An 18,105-nucleotide genomic window follows, 5' to 3' on the forward strand; every position below is an offset into this window, starting at 1 on the left:
TCCCGGAAGAACCTCGCGACCGGAACAACGCGTCCCCACCGGAGGTGCACGCATGACCGTCACCACCCCTGCCTCGCCCTCCGGAAGAGGGGAGGTCGCTCCACCGCCGGAAGACCTCGTGTCGCTGACCATCGACGGAGCGGAGATCTCCGTCCCCAAGGGCACGCTGGTCATCCGCGCCGCCGAACAGCTCGGTATCGAGATCCCGCGCTTTTGCGACCACCCGCTGCTCGACCCGGCCGGTGCCTGCCGGCAGTGCATCGTGGAGGTCGAGGGCCAGCGCAAGCCCATGGCGTCCTGCACCATCCAGTGCACCGACGGCATGGTCGTCAAGACCCACCTCACCTCCGAGCCGGCCAGCAAGGCCCAGCGCGGTGTGATGGAGCTGCTGCTCATCAACCACCCGCTGGACTGCCCGGTCTGCGACAAGGGCGGCGAGTGCCCCTTGCAGAACCAGGCGATGTCGCACGGCGACGCCGACTCCCGCTTCGAGGGCAAGAAGCGCACCTTCGAGAAGCCCGTCGGCATCTCGAAGCAGGTGCTGCTCGACCGGGAGCGGTGCGTGCTGTGCGCGCGCTGCACCCGCTTCTCCAACCAGATCGCGGGCGACCCCATGATCGAGCTGCTGGAGCGGGGCGCTCTCCAGCAGGTGGGCACCGGTGAGGACACCCCGTTCGAGTCCTACTTCTCCGGCAACACCATCCAGATCTGCCCGGTCGGCGCGCTCACCTCGGCCGCCTACCGGTTCCGCTCCCGCCCCTTCGACCTCACCTCCTCGCCCAGCGTGTGCGAGCACTGCTCCGGCGGCTGCGCCACCCGCACCGACCACCGGCGCGGCAAGGTCATGCGGCGGCTGGCGGCCAACGATCCCGAGGTCAACGAGGAGTGGCTCTGCGACAAGGGCCGCTTCGCGTTCCGCTACGCGCAGCGGCCCGACCGGCTCACCACCCCGCTGGTGCGCGGTGCGGACGGCCGACTGGCCCCGGCGAGCTGGCCCGAGGCGCTGGAGGCCGCGGCCCGCGGGCTCGAAGGGGCGCGCGGCCGGGCCGGGGTGCTGACCGGCGGGCGGGTCACCGTCGAGGACGCGTACGCCTACGCCAAGTTCGCCCGCGTCGCGCTGCGCACCAACGACATCGACTTCCGCGCACGGGCCCACTCCGCCGAGGAGAGCGCCTTCTTGACCGCGCACGTGGCCGGCAAGGGCAAGGACCTGGGCGGGGGAGGGCTCACCTACCGCGCGCTGGAGGCCGCGCCCACCGTGCTGCTGGCCGGACTTGAGGCCGAGGAGGAGGCGCCCGGCATCTTCCTGCGGCTGCGCAAGGCGTGGCGCACCCGCCGGCAGCGCACCTTCGCGATCGCCCCCTACGCCACCCGGGGCCTGGAGAAGGCGGGCGGCACCCTGCTGTGTGCCGCGCCCGGCACCGAGACCGAGTGGCTGGACGGGCTCGCGGGCGGCGTCGGTCTTGAGGAGCGGGGGAGTGAGGCGGCCGAGGCGCTGCGGGCCGAGGGTTCGGTCATCCTCGTCGGCGAGCGGCTGGCCACCGTGCCCGGTGCGCTCACCGCCGCCGTACGCACCGCCGCCGCCACCGGCGCCACCCTGGCGTGGGTGCCGCGCCGCGCGGGGGAGCGGGGCGCGATCGAGGCGGGCGCGCTGGGCACGCTGCTGCCGGGGGCCCGGCCGGTCGCCGACGCGGCGGCCCGCGCCGAGGTCGCCCGGGTGTGGGGGGTGGCCGAACTGCCGTCGGAGCCGGGGCGCGACACCTCGCAGATCCTCCAGGCCGCCGCCGACGGCGAGTTGTCGGCGCTGGTCGTCGGCGGTGTCGGCGTCGAGGATCTGCCCGATCCGGCGCTGGCGCTGCGGGCCCTGGACGCGGCGGAGTTCGTCGTCAGCCTGGAGCTGCGGCCCAGCGAGGTCACCGACCGGGCCGATGTGGTGCTGCCGGTCTCCGCCGCGGTGGAGAAGTCGGGCACCTTCCTCAACTGGGAGGGCCGCGCCCGGCTGTTCGAGGCCGCCGTCAAGCCCGACCAGATGACGCGCCGTCATGTGCAGCCCGACGCACGGGCGTTGAACATGCTGGCGGACGCCCTCGATGTGCACCTGGGGCTGCCCGATGTCCGCATGGCGCGCGGCGAGCTGGACCGGCTCGGCCACACCGTCCACGAGATGGAGGCCGTACTGTCACCGGCTCCGGGGACGGGGGCGCGCTCGGTGCCCCAGCCCGCCGCCGGGGAGGCCGTGCTCGCCGGGCACCGGCTGCTGCTCGACCAGGGGCGGCTCCAGGAGGGCGACGAGGCGCTGGCCGGAACCCGGCACGCGGCCTTGGCCCGGCTCTCCGCCGCGACGGCCGCCGAGGCCGGGGTCGGGGACGGCGACGAACTGGCCGTCACCGGGCCGAGGGGCCAGGTGCGCTTCCCGCTGCGGATCACCGAGATGCCCGACCGGGTGGTGTGGCTGCCACTGAACTCGGCCGGCCGCGGCGTCGCGGCCGATACCGGGGCCGGCCCCGGTGAACTGGTCCGTATCGGCCCCTCCGGCGGGCTCGCCGGGTCCTCCGCGTCCGCCCACGACCACAAGCCCGAGGAGGGAGGCGCCGCATGAGTGCTCTCGCCCTGGCCGCCCCGTCCCAGAGCGTCCTCGCCGCCGAGGACCTGTCGATGTTCGGCACGGACCCCTGGTGGCTGATCGCGCTCAAGGCCGTCTTCTGCTTCGCGTTCATGATGCTGACGGTGCTGCTGTCCATCGTCTTCGAGCGGAAGATCGTGGGCTGGATGCAGCTGCGCATCGGGCCCAACCGGCACGGCCCCTGGGGCATGCTCCAGTCGCTCGCCGACGGTGTGAAGCTGATGCTCAAGGAGGACATCACCGTCAAGGGGAGCGACAAGCTCGTCTACCTGCTGGCCCCCGTCATCGGCGCGGTGCCCGCCTTCATGGCGATCGCGGTCATCCCGTTCGGCCCGGCGGACAACGAGATCTCGGTCTTCGGCCACCGCACGACGATGCAGCTGACGGACATGCCCGTCGCCGTCCTGTTCATCCTGGCCACCGCCTCCATCGCCTCCTACGGGGTGGTGCTGGCCGGCTGGTCGTCCGGATCGACGTATCCGCTGCTGGGCGGGGTCCGCGCGACGGCCCAGATCATCAGCTACGAGATCGCGATGGGCCTCAGCTTCGCCGCGGTCTTCCTCTACTCCGGCTCGATGTCCACCTCGACGATCGTCGCGGAGCAGGCGGACGGCTGGTTCGCCTATCTGCTGCCGGTCTCCTTCCTCATCTACCTGGTGTCGATGGTCGGCGAGGCGCACCGCGCGCCGTTCGACATGCCGGAGTCCGAGGGCGACCTGGTCGCGGGCTTCCAGACCGAGTACAGCTCGATCAAGTTCGCGATGTTCATGCTGACCGAGTACATCCACCTGGTCACCGTCTCCGCGCTCGCCGTCACCCTCTTCCTGGGCGGCTGGCGGGCCCCGGCGCCGATCTCCACCTGGTGGGAGGGCGCCAACCACGGCTGGTGGCCGATGCTCTGGTTCACCGCCAAGCTCGCCGTGCTCATCTTCGTCTTCGTCTGGCTGCGCGGCACCCTGCCCCGGGTGCGCTACGACCAGTTCATGACGCTGGGCTGGAAACTCCTCATCCCGGTCGCCCTGGTGTGGCTGATGCTGGTGGCCACCGTCCGCGCCATGCGCAACGAGGGCTACGACTACAGCGAGGTCGTCTACTGGGTCGCCGGGACGGCGCTGGGCCTGCTGCTGATCACCTTCGTCATCGACTTCTTCCGCGGCGGCGGCGATGACGATTCCGAGTCCGAGGGGCCGCCGGGTGACGGACGGCCCGCGAAGGACGGGGCGTTCGACCCGATGGCCGGCGGCTTCCCCGTCCCGCCGCTGCCCGGCCAGAAACCGCCGCCGGTGCCACGACGCCCCTCGCGCGCCGGCCGCGACCGCGAACCGGTCGCCGCCGGAACCACTGACGGAACCGAGAGCAAGGGGGCTGACGGTGCCTGAGAATCCCGTGGCCGGCTTCGGCGTGACCTTCAAGGACATGTTCAAGAAGCGGCTGACCGAGCAGTACCCCGAGTACAAGAAACCCACGGCGCCGCGCTTCCACGGCCGCCACCAGCTCAACCGGCACCCGGACGGGCTGGAGAAGTGCGTCGGCTGCGAGCTGTGCGCCTGGGCCTGTCCCGCCGACGCGATCTATGTGGAGGGCGCGGACAACACCGAGGAGGAGCGCTACTCGCCGGGCGAGCGCTACGGCCGCGTCTACCAGATCAACTATCTGCGCTGCATCCTGTGCGGCCTGTGCGTCGAGGCGTGCCCCACCCGGGCGCTGACGATGACCAACGAGTACGAACTGGCCGACTCCTCCCGGCAGTCCCTCATCTACACGAAAGAGGAACTGCTCGCGGGCCTGGAGGAGGGCATGGTCGACTCCCCGCACGCCATCTACCCGGGCATGACCGAGAAGGACTACTACCAGGGCCTGGTCAGCGAGGCCGCGCCCGGTACGCAGCCGCAGCGGGTACGGGATACCGCCGTACCCCAGGAGTCGGCCGACACCTGGGGCCCGGACGAGCCGGCCGCCGCCGCGGGGGACGGACTGGACTCGCGGGCCGCGGCCCGGGGGGCCATGACCGGCGGCACCGAGACCGGATCCGGGGAGGGTGACCGATGACCGCGCTCGCCGGCCCCGCGGCACTCGCGGACACCGCCTCGCTCGCCGCCGCCGCCACCTCCACCGGGGAGGCCGTCCAGTTCTGGCTGCTGGGCACCTTCGCCGTGCTCGGCGGGCTCGGCACCGTGCTGATGCGCCGGGCGGTGCACAGCGCGCTCTGCCTGGCCGGGACCATGATCATCCTGGCGCTGTTCTACCTCGCCAACGGCGCCTACTTCCTGGGCGTCGTCCAGATCGTCGTCTACACCGGCGCGGTCATGATGCTGTTCTTGTTCGTGCTGATGCTGGTCGGCGTCAGCGCGGCCGACTCCCTCAAGGAGACCCTCAAGGGGCAGCGCTGGCTGGCCGCCGGATGCGCGCTCGGCCTCGGCATCCTGCTGATCGCGGGGCTCGCCCAGACCCCCGTCGCGAGCTTCAACGGGCTGGGCGCCGCCAACGCCGAGGGCAACGTCCCGGCGCTGGCCTCGCTGCTGTTCACCAAGTACGTGGTCGCCTTCGAGGTGGTCGGCGCGCTGCTGACCGTCGCCGCCGTCGGCGCCACGCTGCTGACCCACCGTGAGCGCATCGAGAAGAGCAAGTCCCAGCGCGAGCAGTCCGAGGAGCGGGTCCGCAGGGGCAAGCAGGTGCCGCCGCTGCCCGCACCCGGCGTCTACGCCCGGCACAACGCGGTGGACCGGCCGGCCCTGCTGCCCGACGGCACCCCCGCCGACATCAGTGTCAGCCCCACCCTGCGCGAGCGCGGCCAGATCCGCGAGGTCAGCGCCGAACAGATGGCGAGCCTGGCCGCACTGGAACAGCGCACCGCCGACCACCACGGCCAGCGCCCCTACCCCGGCCCGAAGGACCCGGGCGAGAAGGCCGCCGAGGCCGCCGAACGACGGCGCGGTCGGGAGAGCCCCGGGGCCCAGGGCGCCGCCGACGAGCGCGAGGAGGCAGCCAAGTGAGCCCCGTCAACTACGTCTACCTGGCAGCGCTGCTGTTCACCATCGGCGCCACCGGAGTGCTCCTGCGGCGCAACGCCATCGTGGTGTTCATGTGCATCGAGCTGATGCTCAACGCGGCCAACTTGACCCTGGTCGCCTTCTCCCGCATGCACGGCAACCTCGACGGCCAGATCATGGCGTTCTTCGTCATGGTCGTCGCCGCCGCCGAGGTCGTCGTCGGGCTGGCGATCATCGTGATGCTCTACCGCTCCCGCCACTCGGCCTCGGTCGACGACGCCAGCCTGATGAAGTTGTGAGGGGTACGAACCAGTGGAGTCATTGATCGGACTGCTCATCGGCGCGCCCCTGCTGGGCGCCGCGGTGCTGCTGTGCGGCGGCCGGCGCCTGGAGCGGACGGGGCACTGGGTGGCGACGCTGCTCGCCGCCGTCTCCTTCGCGCTGGGCGCCGCCTTCTTCTTCGACATGCTCGGCAAGGGCGGCGGACACCGCGCCATGCACTCGCACCTGTGGTCGTGGGTGCCGGTGGAGGGCTTCCAGGCCGACGTCGCCTTCCAGCTCGACCAGCTCTCGATGACGTTCGTCCTGCTGATCACCGGCGTGGGCACGCTCATCCACCTCTACTCGGTCGGCTACATGGCGCACGACCCCGGGCGCCGCCGCTTCTTCGCCTATCTGAACCTGTTCCTGGCGGCGATGCTGCTGCTCGTCCTCGCCGACAACTACCTGCTGCTGTACGTCGGCTGGGAGGGCGTGGGCCTGGCCTCCTACCTGCTGATCGGGTTCTGGCAGCACAAGCCGACGGCCGCGGCGGCGGCGAAGAAGGCGTTCCTGGTCAACCGGGTCGGTGACGCGGGCCTGGCCATCGCCATCTTCCTGATGTTCAGCACGTTCGGGACCTTCGCCTTCGCGCCGGTGCTCTCCAGCGCGACGGACGCGGGCGAGGGCAAGCTGACCGCCATCGGGCTGATGCTGCTGCTGGCCGCCTGCGGCAAGTCGGCCCAGGTGCCGCTCCAGTCCTGGCTGGGCGACGCGATGGAGGGCCCGACTCCGGTCTCGGCCCTCATCCACGCGGCGACGATGGTGACCGCGGGCGTCTACCTCATCACCCGCTCCGGCGCGATCTTCAACGCGGCGCCGGACGCGCAGACGGCGGTGGTCGTCGTCGGCGCGGTCACGCTGCTGTTCGGTGCGATCGTCGGTTGCGCGAAGGACGACATCAAGAAGGCCCTGGCGGGCTCGACGATGTCGCAGATCGGCTACATGATCCTGGCCGCCGGACTCGGCCCGATCGGCTACGCGTTCGCGATCATGCACCTGGTCACCCACGGCTTCTTCAAGGCGGGGCTCTTCCTCGGCGCCGGTTCCGTGATGCACGGGATGAACGACGAGGTGAACATGCGCCGCTACGGGGGCCTGCGCAAGCACATGCCGGTCACCTTCGTGACGTTCGGCCTCGGCTATCTGGCGATCATCGGCTTCCCCGGGCTGTCCGGCTTCTTCTCCAAGGACCAGATCATCGAGGCCGCGTTCGCCAAGGGCGGCACCCAGGGCTGGATCCTGGGCGCGGTGACCCTGCTGGGCGCCGCGATCACCGCGTACTACATGACGCGGGTGATGGTGCTGACGTTCTTCGGCGAGGAGCGCTGGCGCAAGGCGGCCACCCCCTCCCCGGCCGAGACCGATGTGGAGCCCGCCGCCGAAACACGGGGCGAGCACGCCGAACCGCACCCGCACGAGTCCCCGAAGACCATGACGATCCCCATGATCGTCCTGGCTTTCGGCTCGGTCTTCGCGGGCGGGCTCTTCAAGGCGGGCGAGTCCTTCGTCCACTGGCTGGAGCCGGTGACGCAGTTCGAGCACGGGCACTCGCCGGTATCGGCACCCGTGGTCACCACCGCCACGATCGTCGCCCTGGTCATCGGGGTCGGCGCCGCCTGGCTCCAGTACGGGCGGCGGCCGGTGCCCTCGGTGGCGCCGCGCGGCTCGCTGCTGACCCGCGCGGCCCGGCGCGACCTGCTCCAGGACGACTTCAACCACATCGTGCTGGTCAACGGCGGTTCGTATCTCACCCGCAGCCTGGTCTACGCCGACAACAAGGTGGTGGACGGCGCGGTCAACGGCACGGCCGCCTCCTTCGGCGGGCTGTCCGGGCGGCTGCGGCGGCTCCAGAACGGTTTCGCCCGCTCCTACGCGGTGTCCATGTTCGGCGGCGCGGCGGTACTGATCGCCGCCACCCTGCTGATGAGGGCGGTCTGAGTCAATGTCTGTAGCAAGCACAGGATTTCCTCTTCTGACGGTCACGGCGGCGCTGCCCGCCGTCGGGGCCGTCGCCACGGCGGCCGTCCCGGCGGCCCGGCGGACCGCCGCCAAGTGGCTGGCGCTGCTGTTCTCGCTGGCCACGCTCGTCCTCGCGGCGGTGGTGCTGGTCCGCTTCGACCCCGGCGGCGCCCGCTACCAGCTGACCGAATCGCACGCGTGGATCGCCGACTTCGGGGTCCGCTACGAGCTGGGCGTCGATGGCATCGGCGCGGTGATGATCGGGCTGACGGCGCTGCTGATCCCGTTCGTCATCGGCGCCGGCTGGCACGACGCGGACTCCGGGGACGGCGCCGAACGGACGACTTCCAGGTGGCGTCCCACGCAGGGCTTCTTCGCGCTGATCCTGGCCGTCGAGGCGATGGTCCTCATCTCCTTCGCCGCCACCGACGTCTTCCTCTTCTACATCTTCTTCGAGGCCATGCTCATCCCGATGTACTTCCTCATCGGCGGCTTCGGGGACCGGGCGCACGCCGCCGGTGAGGAGGAGGGCGCCAAGCAGCGCTCCTACGCGGCGGTGAAGTTCCTGCTCTACAACCTGGCCGGCGGGCTGATCATGCTGGCCGCCGTCATCGGGCTGTACGTCGTCAGCGCCGACCAGCTCGGCGAGGGCACCTTCTCCCTCCAGAAGCTGCTGGAGGCACGGGCAGGCGGCGACCTGACCATGTCGGCCACCACCGAACGGCTGCTGTTCCTGGGCTTCTTCTTCGCCTTCGCCGTCAAGGCGCCGCTGTGGCCGCTGCACACCTGGCTGCCCAACGCGATGGGCGAGTCCACGGCGCCGATCGCGGTGCTCATCACGGCGATCGTCGACAAGGTCGGCACCTTCGCGATGCTCCGCTTCTGCCTGGGCCTCTTCCCCGGCGCCAGCGACTGGGCCACCCCCGTGGTGCTCGCGCTCGCGCTGGTCAGCATCCTGTACGGGGCGCTGCTGGCCGTCGGGCAGCGGGACATCAAGCGGCTGATCGCCTACGCGTCCATCTCCCACTTCGGCTTCATCATCCTCGGCATCTTCGCGATGACCAGCCAGGGGCAGGGCGGTGCGACGCTGTACATGGTCTTCCACGGCATCTCGACGGCGGCGCTGATGCTGGTGGCGGGCTTCCTCATCTCCCGCCGGGGCTCGCGCCTGATCGCGGACTACGGCGGGGTGCAGAAGGTGGCCCCGGTACTGGCCGGCACGTTCCTCGTCGGCGGACTGGCGACGCTGTCGCTGCCGGGGCTCGCGCCGTTCGTCAGTGAATTCCTCGTGCTGGTCGGCACGTTCAGCCGCTATCCGGTCGCGGGCATCGTGGCCACGGCGGGCATCATCCTGGCCGCGCTGTATGTACTGCTGCTCTACCAGCGCACCATGACGGGGCCGGTCCTCAAGCCGGAGATCGAGCGGATGCCGGATCTGAAGGTGCGGGAGATGGCCGTGGTGGCGCCGCTGATCGCGCTGCTGCTGTTCCTCGGCCTGTTCCCCAAATCGCTCACCCAGATCGTCGATCCGGCGGTCGAGCACACCATGTCCGACGTGCGGAAGACCGATCCGAAGCCCGATCACCGGGTCGCCGACCACCGGACCTCCTACAAGCCCGCGGAGAACGGCGGAGGTGACCACGAGTGAGCGTGGTGCAAACGGCTGTCCCCAGCCTGTGGACAATGGCGGCGGGCCAGGGCGACAAGCTCCAGGCCCCCAGCATCGAGTACGGCAAGCTCTCGCCGACGCTGATCGTGCTGGGCGTCGCCGCGCTCGGCATCGTCATCGAGGCGTTCCTGCCGCGCAAGTCGCGGTATCCGGTGCAGGTCTTCATGTCGCTGCTGGGCCTGGCCGCCGCGTTCGCCGCGGTCGTCGGGCTGGCGGCCAGCGGCTCGGGCGGCAGCAAGGCGCAGATCGTCGGCATGGGCGCGCTCGCCGTGGACGGCCCGGCGCTCTTCTTGCAGGGCACCATCCTGCTGGTCGGCATCGTGGGCGTCTTCACCTTCGCCGAGCGCCGGCTGGAGCCGGCGGCACACGGCGCGCGGGTCGATTCCTTCGCCGCGCAGCCCGCCTCCGTACCGGGTGGTGAGGGCGAGCGCGCGGCGGTCAAGGCGGGCTGGACGACCACCGAGGTCTTCCCCCTGCTGATGTTCGCCGTCGGCGGCATGCTGATCTTCCCGGCCGCCAACGACCTGCTGACCCTCTTCATCGCGCTGGAGGTCTTCTCCCTCCCGCTGTACCTGCTGTGCGCGCTGGCGCGGCGCAGGCGGCTGCTGTCGCAGGAGGCGGCGGTCAAGTACTTCCTGCTGGGCGCCTTCTCCTCGGCGTTCCTGCTGTTCGGCATCGCGCTGCTGTACGGCTACGCGGGCACCGTCAACTACTCGGGCATCGCGCGGGTCATCTCCGGCTCCGACGTGGCGACCGACCCCGTGCTGGCCGACACCATGGGCAACGACGCGCTGCTGCTGATCGGCGGCGCGCTGGTGGTGATGGGCCTGCTCTTCAAGGTCGGCGCCGTGCCCTTCCACATGTGGACCCCGGATGTGTACCAGGGCGCCCCGACCCCGGTGACCGGCTTCATGGCCGCCGCCACCAAGGTCGCCGCCTTCGGCGCGCTGCTGCGGCTGCTGTACGTGGTGCTGCCGGGGCTGCGCTGGGACTGGCGGCCGGTGATGTGGGGCGTGGCGATCTTGACCATGCTGGCCGGTGCGGTGGTGGCCATCACCCAGACGGACATCAAGCGGCTGCTGGCCTACTCCTCGATCGCGCACGCCGGGTTCCTGCTGGCGGGTGTCATCGCCACTTCGGAGAACGGCATCTCCTCGGTGCTCTTCTATCTGGGCGCCTACTCTTTCGTGACGCTGGGCGCTTTCGCCGTGGTCACGCTGGTGCGGGACGCGGGCGGCGAGGCGACGCACCTGTCCAAGTGGGCGGGCCTGGGGCGGCGTTCGCCGCTGCTGGCCGCCGTGTTCGCCGTCTTCCTGCTGGCGTTCGCGGGCATTCCGCTCACCTCCGGGTTCGCGGGGAAGTTCGCGGTGTTCAAGGCGGCGGCCGAGGGCGGCGCCGGGGCGCTGGTCGTGGTCGGTGTGATCGCCTCGGCCATCGCGGCGTTCTTCTACCTGCGGGTCATCGTCCTGATGTTCTTCAGCGAGCCGCAGGCCGACGGGCCCAGCGTGGCGGTGCCGAGCGTGATGACGACCTCGGCCATCGCCATCGGCGTGGTGGTCACGGTCGTGCTCGGTGTGGCGCCGCAGTACTTCCTGGATCTGGCCGGGCACGCCGGGGTGTTCGTCCGGTGACGCGCCGCCGGGCGGGCTGCCGTCCGGACAGACCCTGACGGGGCGTCATATCAAGCCACGTCACTGACGCCACCAGAAGTCCCAACTGGGCTGCTGGTGGCGTCTTTTGATGTACCAGTGACAAATGGTGTGCGGAAACGGTAGGAATTCGAAGCATGGGTTGTGTGATTCTCCGTCGGGAGAACGACGGATACGAGGGGATACAGGGCGGCATCTTCACCGAGGGGGTATCGGCCGAATCGGTGGGTGCGAAGGGGCTGTGCCTGCACGTCCTGCACATACCGGCGAACTCCCGCGGCGAGCCCCACCTGCACTCGGGCCACGAATCGGCGATATACGTCGTCAGCGGTGAACACGAGATATGGCACGGCGAGGACCTCGGCAACCGCGACACCCTGCACCCGGGCGACATGGTCTACGTCCCCGCCAACACACCGCACATGCCGGTGACCGGAGAAGAGCCGGTGACGGTGGTGGTGGCGCGCACCGATCCGCGCGAGCAGGAGTCGGTGCACCTGATCTCGCCGCGAGAGACATGACGGGCCCGCCTTCCCTGACCGCCGGCCGGGACGGGGAAGGCGGGCCGTCGCGCGCACCGGAGCCCGCGCTCCGGGTACGGTGCTGTGCGGTGCCTTCCGGGCCGGGGCGCGGGGCCGCGGCGTAGGGCTCCCGCCGGGTGCGGGGCGTCAGTTGCCGGGGTACTCGCGGACCTTTCCGGGCTCCACCGTGGCCTCGCGCAGCTTGTCGGAGAGGCCGGGCACGTCCTTCAGCTCATCGGGGTTCTTGGGCAGCTTCGCCGGGGACTGGGCGACCTTGGTGTAGGTGTCGCTCTCCCCGCCGTTCCAGGTGATCTTGAGGGTCTTCGCCGTCAGCTCGGCGACCTTGCCGGTGCTGCGGTCCTCGCCCGTGCCGCCGGGGCACTTGAGGACCAGCGCGCTGTCCGCTCCGGTGGTCATGACCTGTCCGGTGCACACCTTCTCGCCCCGGAGCAGGGAGGCGGTCTTGCCGACGACGGTCAAGGTGAGCTTCTCGCCGGACGCCTTCGCCGTCCACACGCCGGGCAGCTCGCCCTTGCCGCCCGCGCCCTTGTCCGCCGAAGGGGTAGGACCGGCGGTCTTCTTCGCGTGGTCGCCCTGGGAGGCGTCCTTTTCGTCCTTGCCCTTGTCGTCGTCGCTGCTTCCGCAGCCGCTCAGCAGCAGCGCGATCGCCGCTGCCGCGGCCACCGCCCCCGCCCTCCGTGCTGACGTGCGCACTCGCCCTCCTCGATCGGCCTTCAAGCTCATGACAACCTAGCAGCGCCCGCGAAGCTCGGTACCTTCGCTGCGGCGGCCCGGGGAGCGCGTGGAGGGGCCGGGGGAGCCGCCCGTAGGGGAGAAGCGGCGCCGCGTGTCGGTGGTGGCGCCTATCGTGGCGGCATGCTTCGAGAGAGTGCCGAGGAATCCGCCGGGGCGCCGGAGCCGGATGTGCTGCGCGTGCTGCGCAAGGTGTTCGGCTACGACGCGTTCCGCGGCGAGCAGGAAGCCGTCATCGAGCACGTGACGCGCGGTGGCGACGCGGTCGTGCTGATGCCGACCGGCGGCGGCAAGTCGCTCTGCTACCAGATCCCGGCGCTGGTCAGACCAGGTACGGGCGTGGTGATCTCGCCCCTGATCGCCCTGATGCAGGACCAGGTGGACGCGCTGCGCGCGCTGGGCGTGCGCGCCGGGTTCATCAACTCGACGCTGGATTTCGAGGAGCGCCGCGTGGTGGAGGCCGAGTTCCTCGCCGGTGAACTCGACCTGCTCTACCTCGCCCCCGAGCGGCTCCGCCTGGAGGCCACGGGCGCGCTGCTGGAGCGCGGCAAGGTCTCGCTCTTCGCGATCGACGAGGCACACTGCGTCGCCCAGTGGGGCCACGACTTCCGCCCCGACTACCTGTCGCTGTCGATGCTCGGCGAGCGCTGGCCCGAGGTGCCCCGGGTCGCCCTGACGGCCACGGCGACGCGCGCCACCCACCGGGAGATCGTCCAGCGGCTGGGGCTGGACGGGGCCCGCGATTTCGTCGCCGGCTTCGACCGGCCCAACATCCAGTACCGCATCGTGCCCAAGCGCGACCCGAAGAAGCAGCTGCTGCGCTTCTTGAAGGAGGAGCACGCGGGCGACGCGGGCATCGTCTACTGCCTCTCGCGCAACAGCGTGGAGCGCACGGCCGAGTTCCTGTGCCGCAACGGAGTGGAGGCCGTGCCTTACCACGCGGGCCTGGACGCGGGCACGCGCGCGGCGCACCAGTCCCGCTTCCTGCGCGAGGACGGGCTGGTGGTGGTGGCCACGATCGCCTTCGGCATGGGCATCGACAAGCCGGACGTCCGCTTTGTCGCCCACCTCGACCTGCCCAAGTCCGTCGAGGGCTACTACCAGGAGACCGGCCGCGCCGGGCGGGACGGCGAACCCTCAACGGCCTGGCTCGCCTACGGCCTCCAGGACGTCGTCCAGCAGCGCAAGCTGATCGAGGGCGGGGAGGGCGACCCCGCCTTCCAGCGCCGGGCGCGCGCCCACCTCGACGCGATGCTGTCCCTGTGCGAGTCGGTGCGCTGCCGCCGGGCGCAGCTGCTGGAGTACTTCGGCCAGGAGCCCGCCGCCGGCGCCACGGATGTCGCCTGCGGCAACTGCGACACCTGCCTGACCCCGCCCGAGACGTGGGACGGCACGGTGCCCGCGCAAAAGGCGCTCTCCTGCGTCGTACGGCTCAAGAGGGAGCGCGGCCAGAAGTTCGGCGCCGGGCAGATCGTGGACATTCTGCTGGGCCGCAAGACCGCCAAGGTCATCCAGTTCGACCACGACGCGCTGAAGGTCTTCGGCATCGGCGCCGACCTGGGCGAGCCCGAATGGCGGGGCGTGGTACGGCAGTTGCTCGCCCAGGGCCTGCTGGAGGTCGAGGGCGAGCACGGCACGCTGGTGCTCACCGACGCCAGCGCGGAGGTGCTGCGCGGCGAGCGGGAGGTACGGCTGCGGAGGGACCGGCTGGAGACAGCGCCCGCGAAGGCCGAGGGCGCCGGGCGCGCTGAGCGCTCCGGGCGCGGCGGGGGCAAGGCGGCAGCGGCGGCTGCCGATCTGCCGGAGGAGGCCAAGCCGCTGTTCGAGGCGCTGCGCGCCTGGCGGGGCGAGCAGGCCAGGGAACAGGGCGTCCCGGCGTATGTCGTCTTCCATGACGCGACGCTGCGCGAGATCGCCACCCTGCGCCCCGGCACGCTCGGTGAGCTGGGCGGTATCGGGGGCGTCGGCGAGAAGAAGCTGGCCAACTACGGGGAGGGGATTCTGGCGGTGGTCGCGGCGGACCGGGATGCCGTCCCTGAGCCGGTATCGGCGTTTGATGCGTCTGCCGAAGTGGACCCTTTGCCCGTACCGGGGCCCGGCCCCGGCGCCGGGCGTGGGCCGGATCCGGAGTTCGAGCCGGAGCCGGGCCCGGATCCGGAGTTCGAGTTCTGACAGCCGTCTCGTTGCGTCGCGGCTTGTCCGGCGGATCTTTTGTTGCTCTCTTTGCTGGTGCTGCGTTGGGGGTGCCCCTGTCTGTGCCGTGCAGGGTGCGGGTGCTTCTGTGCTGAGCGCGCAGTTCCCCGCGCCCCTTCGGGGGCGCCCCTGTGCCGGCTCCCTGGTGCCCTCACCGCTCGCACGGAGTGGTACGGAATGACGGTCGATGACCGGGATTTCGAACAGCGAGGGGTGCTGTGCATTCCTCAACGAACGAGTTCCACGCCTTCTTCGCCCAGCACCACGCCGAACTCGCCCGCCTGGCCTACCTGTTGCTCGGCGACGCCGAGGAGGCGGACGACCTCGCGGCGGACGCTTTCGTCGCGATCCGGCGCTCGTGGGAGCGGGTGCGCACCGCCGAGCGGCCGGTCGCGTACGCGCGCGGCGTCGTCACCAACCTCGCGCGCACCCACATCCGCAGCCGCGCTCGCGAGCGGCGCAGGATCGCCCTGTTCCGGTCGCGGCACGCGGAACGCGGCGAGGGGCCCGACGTTCCGGCCGTGCTGGACGTGCGCGAGGCGCTCGGGAGGCTGGCGTTCCGCAGGCGGGCGTGTGTGGTCCTGCGGCACGCGTTCGATGTGTCGGAGCGGGATACGGCCCGGGTGCTGGGGATTTCGACCGGCACGGTCAAGAGCCAGACGTCGCGCGGGATGGCCGAGTCAGCGAGGTTGCTCAAGCCCCGGGAGGAGGAGGCGCCGCGTAGCGCGGACGCGGCATTGGCACTGCGTGGCGAGAAGGCGGAACGGTACACCCGGTGAAGCCGACGGAGGAGTCCGAGGACGCGCGGCGCGTGCGGGCCCAACTGCGCGCCGCCGCGCACGCCCACCAGCCGGACCGCGCGCGGATGGCCGCCCGGATCGCGTGCGCCGCCGAGGAGCCCGGGGGAAGCCGGGAGGGCCGGGGTCCCCGGCTACCGGTGGCGGGCACCGTGGGCGCGCTGCTGGTGGTGCTCGGCGTCGGCGGCACGGCCGCGCTGTGGGCGCGGATCGGCGACGGCAGCGGCGGCGGGCCCGGGCATCCGCCGACGGTCCGCTCCTCAGCGGGACCGGCGGCCGGAGGGGCCGGAGGGGCCGGAGCCCGCGCACGAGCGGTTCGCTCACCTCGCACGGCGCTGTGGACCGGAGGAGCAACGCCTACTGGTCGCAGACGGAGGTGACCGTCGGCACGGCCGGCCGCCTCACCGCGCTGACGGTGGGGCTGCGGATCGCGGACGCCCCGCGGAAGCCGGCCTCCACGGGCTCCTGGCGCACCCGTCCAGCGCAGGACTTCGCCGTTTCCGTCCGGCATGAGAAGGGTGCGCTCGTCTACCGCTGGTCGCTCAGGAAGGGGCGCTCCGTCCCGCCGGGCAAGCATGTCTTCGCCGGTCGGTTCGACCACCCGGCGGGAAAGCGGAGCGCGCGGGGCGACCCGTACACGGTCTCGGCCGTCTCCGAAGGCCACCGGCGCACGCTCGGCGGCGGTATCGGCTGACTCCCCGGCCCCGGCCCCGGGCCTGGTCGTGGGCCCCGCTCTCGGTGGCTTGCTTACGCCCGGGGCCCACGCACCCGTGCGGCCCACGCACCCGCGCGGCTACGCGCCCACGCACCCGCGCGGCTACGCGCCCACGGCCGGGCGGACCTCGCCCGTCACCTCGCCCAGGCCCAGGCGGGTGCCCGCCGGGCCCGGGCACCAGGCGGTGAGGGTGACCACGTCGCCGTCCTCGAGGAACGTCCGCTTCCCGTCCGGGAGTTCCAGCGGTTCACGGCCGCCCCAGGTCAGCTCCAAGAGGGAGCCGAACTGGGCGGGCTCGGGGCCGCTGACGGTGCCCGACGCGTACAGGTCGCCCGTACGCAGCGAGGCCCCGTTCACCGTCAGGTGGGCGAGCTGCTGGGCCGCCGTCCAGTACATCGTGGAGAACGGCGGTTCCGCGATCACGTGCCCGTTCAGCCGCACCGTCAGCCGCAGGTCCAGGCCGCCTTCGGCCAGGCCCTCCGCCGAGTCGTCGAGGTACGGCAGCAGCGGCAGATCGCGGGCCGGGGGCGCCACGCGGGCCGCGTCCAGGGCCTCCAGCGGGGTGATCCACGGTGAGACGGAGGTGGCGAAGGACTTGCCGAGGAAGGGGCCGAGCGGCACGTACTCCCAGGCTTGCAGGTCCCGCGCCGACCAGTCGTTGAGCAGCGTCACGCCGAACACGTGGTCGCGGAAGCCGTCGAGTCCGACCTGCGCGCCCAGTTCGCTGGGGGCGCCGACCACGAAGCCGACCTCGGCCTCGATGTCCAGCCGCCGGGAGGGCCCGAAGAGCGGCAGCGGCTCGTTCGGCGGCTTGCGCTGCCCCTGCGGCCGTACGACGGGGGTGCCGGAGACGACGACGGTGCCGGCCCGGCCGTGGTAACCGATCGGCAGGTGCTTCCAGTTGGGGGTGAGCGCTTCGTCGTCGGGGCGGAAGATGCGGCCGACGTTGGTGGCGTGCTGCTCGCTGGCGTAGAAGTCGACGTAGTCGGCGACCTCGAACGGCAGGTGGAGCCGCACCCCGGACAGCGGCAGCAGATGACGGGCCGCCGTCTCGCGGTGGACGTCCTCGGTCAGCCAGGAGCGCGACTCGGCACGTACGGCCCGCCACACGCTCCGGCCCGCGGCCATCAGGGGGTTGAGCGAGGGCTGCTGGAGCACATCGGCGTGCGCCGAGCCGAAGGCGAGGGCCGCGGCTCCCGCGTCGAGCACGTCGTCGCCGTACCGGATGCCGAGCCGGCGGTGGCCGGGGCTGTCCGGTGTGCTGAAGAGGCCGTACGGAAGGTTGTCCGGGCCGAAGAGGGCTGTGTCACTCATACGGGTCAGGTTATGGGCCCGCACGCCGACGGTGAAGGACGCGGAGGCCGGGGCCCGTTCGCTCACTGGGGGTGCGCGGCCCGCTTTCTGGACCATGCGGCGGCGTCGGCGCCGTAACGGGCCAGAAGGCGCGCGAACTGGATCTGCTCCTCCGGTGACCAGGCAGCGGTGATCTCCTGGAACGCCTTTCGCTGTTCGGCGGCGAAGCGGCTGCGTTCGGCCTCGCCGTGCTCGGTGAGTTCGAGCACGGTACGGCGGCCGTCGGACTGGGAGGCCGCCCGGCGCAGCAGCCCCTCTTCGATGCAGGCGGCGACGGTCCGGCTGGCCACCGGCTGGGCGACGCCCATCTCGGCGGCGAGGCCGCCGACGGTCGTCTCGCCCGGCGCGTCGGCGATCACATTGAGCACGAGATTGCGGGAGAGGTCCTTGCCCGATGCCGGTGCGCGCCGGCGCAGCCGGGAGAGCGCCGGGCCGATCTGGTCCAGCGCCGGGTCGTCGGGGGGCCGCTCGGAGGAAGACGCGCTGCTCATGTGCCTGAGTTTAGGCCCGCATCGCGCATTTGCATACCTTCGCGCAAGTACATAGCATCGGGTATGGAAAT

At 71.5% G+C, this 18,105-nt stretch carries 16 protein-coding genes; 13 read left to right on the forward strand and 3 right to left on the reverse strand.

Annotation, left to right across the window (positions count from 1 at the left end; genetic code table 11):
- Positions 1 to 52 precede the first annotated feature (52 nt).
- From ABD339_RS21510 to ABD339_RS21550, 9 genes are all read left to right on the forward strand, one after another.
- Positions 53 to 2,599 (forward strand): NADH-quinone oxidoreductase subunit G, encoded by a 2,547-nt coding sequence (locus ABD339_RS21510; RefSeq protein WP_344568039.1) that lies wholly within the window; start codon positions 53 to 55, stop codon positions 2,597 to 2,599.
- Positions 2,596 to 4,002, forward strand: coding sequence for an NADH-quinone oxidoreductase subunit NuoH (gene nuoH / locus ABD339_RS21515; RefSeq protein WP_344568040.1), 1,407 nt, complete (start codon positions 2,596 to 2,598; stop codon positions 4,000 to 4,002). Before ABD339_RS21510 ends, nuoH begins: the two co-directional genes overlap by 4 nt.
- Positions 4,003 to 4,039: 37 nt before the next feature.
- Positions 4,040 to 4,672 carry an NADH-quinone oxidoreductase subunit NuoI gene (gene nuoI, locus ABD339_RS21520; RefSeq protein ID WP_344568117.1) on the forward strand — a complete coding sequence of 211 codons (633 nt, stop codon included), beginning with the start codon at positions 4,040 to 4,042 and terminating at the stop codon, positions 4,670 to 4,672.
- Entirely contained in the window at positions 4,669 to 5,616 is a 948-nt protein-coding gene (locus ABD339_RS21525) for an NADH-quinone oxidoreductase subunit J (RefSeq protein ID WP_344568041.1), read from the forward strand. Before nuoI ends, ABD339_RS21525 begins: the two co-directional genes overlap by 4 nt.
- Positions 5,613 to 5,912 carry an NADH-quinone oxidoreductase subunit NuoK gene (nuoK, locus tag ABD339_RS21530; protein ID WP_344568042.1) on the forward strand — a complete coding sequence of 100 codons (300 nt, stop codon included), beginning with the start codon at positions 5,613 to 5,615 and terminating at the stop codon, positions 5,910 to 5,912. Before ABD339_RS21525 ends, nuoK begins: the two co-directional genes overlap by 4 nt.
- Positions 5,913 to 5,925: 13 nt before the next feature.
- On the forward strand, positions 5,926 to 7,872 hold the full coding sequence (nuoL, locus tag ABD339_RS21535) for an NADH-quinone oxidoreductase subunit L (RefSeq protein ID WP_344568043.1): 1,947 nt from the start codon (positions 5,926 to 5,928) through the stop codon (positions 7,870 to 7,872).
- A gap of 4 nt (positions 7,873 to 7,876) precedes the next feature.
- Positions 7,877 to 9,541: an NADH-quinone oxidoreductase subunit M gene (locus ABD339_RS21540; protein ID WP_344568044.1), complete on the forward strand. Its 1,665-nt coding sequence runs from the start codon at positions 7,877 to 7,879 to the stop codon at positions 9,539 to 9,541.
- 35 nt (positions 9,542 to 9,576) lie between these two features.
- Positions 9,577 to 11,193 carry an NADH-quinone oxidoreductase subunit NuoN gene (nuoN, locus tag ABD339_RS21545; RefSeq protein WP_344568118.1) on the forward strand — a complete coding sequence of 539 codons (1,617 nt, stop codon included), beginning with the start codon at positions 9,577 to 9,579 and terminating at the stop codon, positions 11,191 to 11,193.
- A 155-nt stretch (positions 11,194 to 11,348) separates the two neighbouring features.
- Positions 11,349 to 11,732 carry a cupin domain-containing protein gene (locus tag ABD339_RS21550; RefSeq protein ID WP_344568045.1) on the forward strand — a complete coding sequence of 128 codons (384 nt, stop codon included), beginning with the start codon at positions 11,349 to 11,351 and terminating at the stop codon, positions 11,730 to 11,732.
- A 147-nt stretch (positions 11,733 to 11,879) separates the two neighbouring features.
- Here the strand turns inward: ABD339_RS21550 and ABD339_RS21555 are convergent, their stop codons facing one another.
- On the reverse strand, positions 11,880 to 12,446 hold the full coding sequence (locus ABD339_RS21555) for a hypothetical protein (RefSeq protein ID WP_344568046.1): 567 nt from the start codon (positions 12,444 to 12,446) through the stop codon (positions 11,880 to 11,882).
- 162 nt (positions 12,447 to 12,608) lie between these two features.
- Between ABD339_RS21555 and recQ the strand changes: the two genes are divergently transcribed.
- From recQ to ABD339_RS21575, 4 genes are all read left to right on the forward strand, one after another.
- On the forward strand, positions 12,609 to 14,657 hold the full coding sequence (gene recQ, locus ABD339_RS21560; RefSeq protein ID WP_344568047.1) for a DNA helicase RecQ: 2,049 nt from the start codon (positions 12,609 to 12,611) through the stop codon (positions 14,655 to 14,657).
- Positions 14,658 to 14,896: 239 nt separating this feature from the next.
- A complete protein-coding gene (locus tag ABD339_RS21565) occupies positions 14,897 to 15,457 on the forward strand; it encodes a SigE family RNA polymerase sigma factor (protein ID WP_344568048.1) in 561 nt (186 codons plus the stop codon).
- The gene (locus tag ABD339_RS21570) at positions 15,454 to 15,855 is read left to right on the forward strand and encodes a hypothetical protein (protein ID WP_344568049.1); all 402 of its coding nucleotides are present in this window, start codon (positions 15,454 to 15,456) and stop codon (positions 15,853 to 15,855) included. The genes ABD339_RS21565 and ABD339_RS21570 overlap by 4 nt, the downstream gene beginning before the upstream one ends.
- Positions 15,852 to 16,169: a hypothetical protein gene (locus tag ABD339_RS21575; RefSeq protein ID WP_344568050.1), complete on the forward strand. Its 318-nt coding sequence runs from the start codon at positions 15,852 to 15,854 to the stop codon at positions 16,167 to 16,169. Before ABD339_RS21570 ends, ABD339_RS21575 begins: the two co-directional genes overlap by 4 nt.
- 123 nt (positions 16,170 to 16,292) lie before the next feature.
- Here the strand turns inward: ABD339_RS21575 and fahA are convergent, their stop codons facing one another.
- Together fahA and ABD339_RS21585 are read right to left on the reverse strand one after the other, a co-directional pair.
- Positions 16,293 to 17,504 (reverse strand): fumarylacetoacetase, encoded by a 1,212-nt coding sequence (gene fahA / locus ABD339_RS21580; protein ID WP_344568051.1) that lies wholly within the window; start codon positions 17,502 to 17,504, stop codon positions 16,293 to 16,295.
- A gap of 62 nt (positions 17,505 to 17,566) precedes the next feature.
- Positions 17,567 to 18,034: a MarR family winged helix-turn-helix transcriptional regulator gene (locus ABD339_RS21585; protein ID WP_344568052.1), complete on the reverse strand. Its 468-nt coding sequence runs from the start codon at positions 18,032 to 18,034 to the stop codon at positions 17,567 to 17,569.
- Positions 18,035 to 18,105 lie beyond the last annotated feature (71 nt).

This window comes from Streptomyces axinellae (assembly GCF_039532135.1).
Classification (GTDB): Bacteria; Actinomycetota; Actinomycetes; order Streptomycetales; family Streptomycetaceae; genus Streptomyces; species Streptomyces axinellae.

Bases quoted from the DNA above. Each gene is read 5' to 3' on its own strand.
- nuoI (WP_344568117.1), top strand. From the start codon at position 4,040: ATGTTCAAGAAGCGGCTGACCGAGCAGTACCCCGAGTACAAGAAACCC.
- ABD339_RS21585 (WP_344568052.1), bottom strand. From the start codon at position 18,034: ATGAGCAGCGCGTCTTCCTCCGAGCGGCCCCCCGACGACCCGGCGCTG.
- ABD339_RS21550 (WP_344568045.1), top strand. From the start codon at position 11,349: ATGGGTTGTGTGATTCTCCGTCGGGAGAACGACGGATACGAGGGGATA.
- nuoN (WP_344568118.1), top strand. From the start codon at position 9,577: ATGGCGGCGGGCCAGGGCGACAAGCTCCAGGCCCCCAGCATCGAGTAC.
- ABD339_RS21525 (WP_344568041.1), top strand. From the start codon at position 4,669: ATGACCGCGCTCGCCGGCCCCGCGGCACTCGCGGACACCGCCTCGCTC.
- ABD339_RS21540 (WP_344568044.1), top strand. From the start codon at position 7,877: ATGTCTGTAGCAAGCACAGGATTTCCTCTTCTGACGGTCACGGCGGCG.
- ABD339_RS21510 (WP_344568039.1), top strand. From the start codon at position 53: ATGACCGTCACCACCCCTGCCTCGCCCTCCGGAAGAGGGGAGGTCGCT.
- recQ (WP_344568047.1), top strand. From the start codon at position 12,609: ATGCTTCGAGAGAGTGCCGAGGAATCCGCCGGGGCGCCGGAGCCGGAT.
- nuoH (WP_344568040.1), top strand. From the start codon at position 2,596: ATGAGTGCTCTCGCCCTGGCCGCCCCGTCCCAGAGCGTCCTCGCCGCC.
- fahA (WP_344568051.1), bottom strand. From the start codon at position 17,504: ATGAGTGACACAGCCCTCTTCGGCCCGGACAACCTTCCGTACGGCCTC.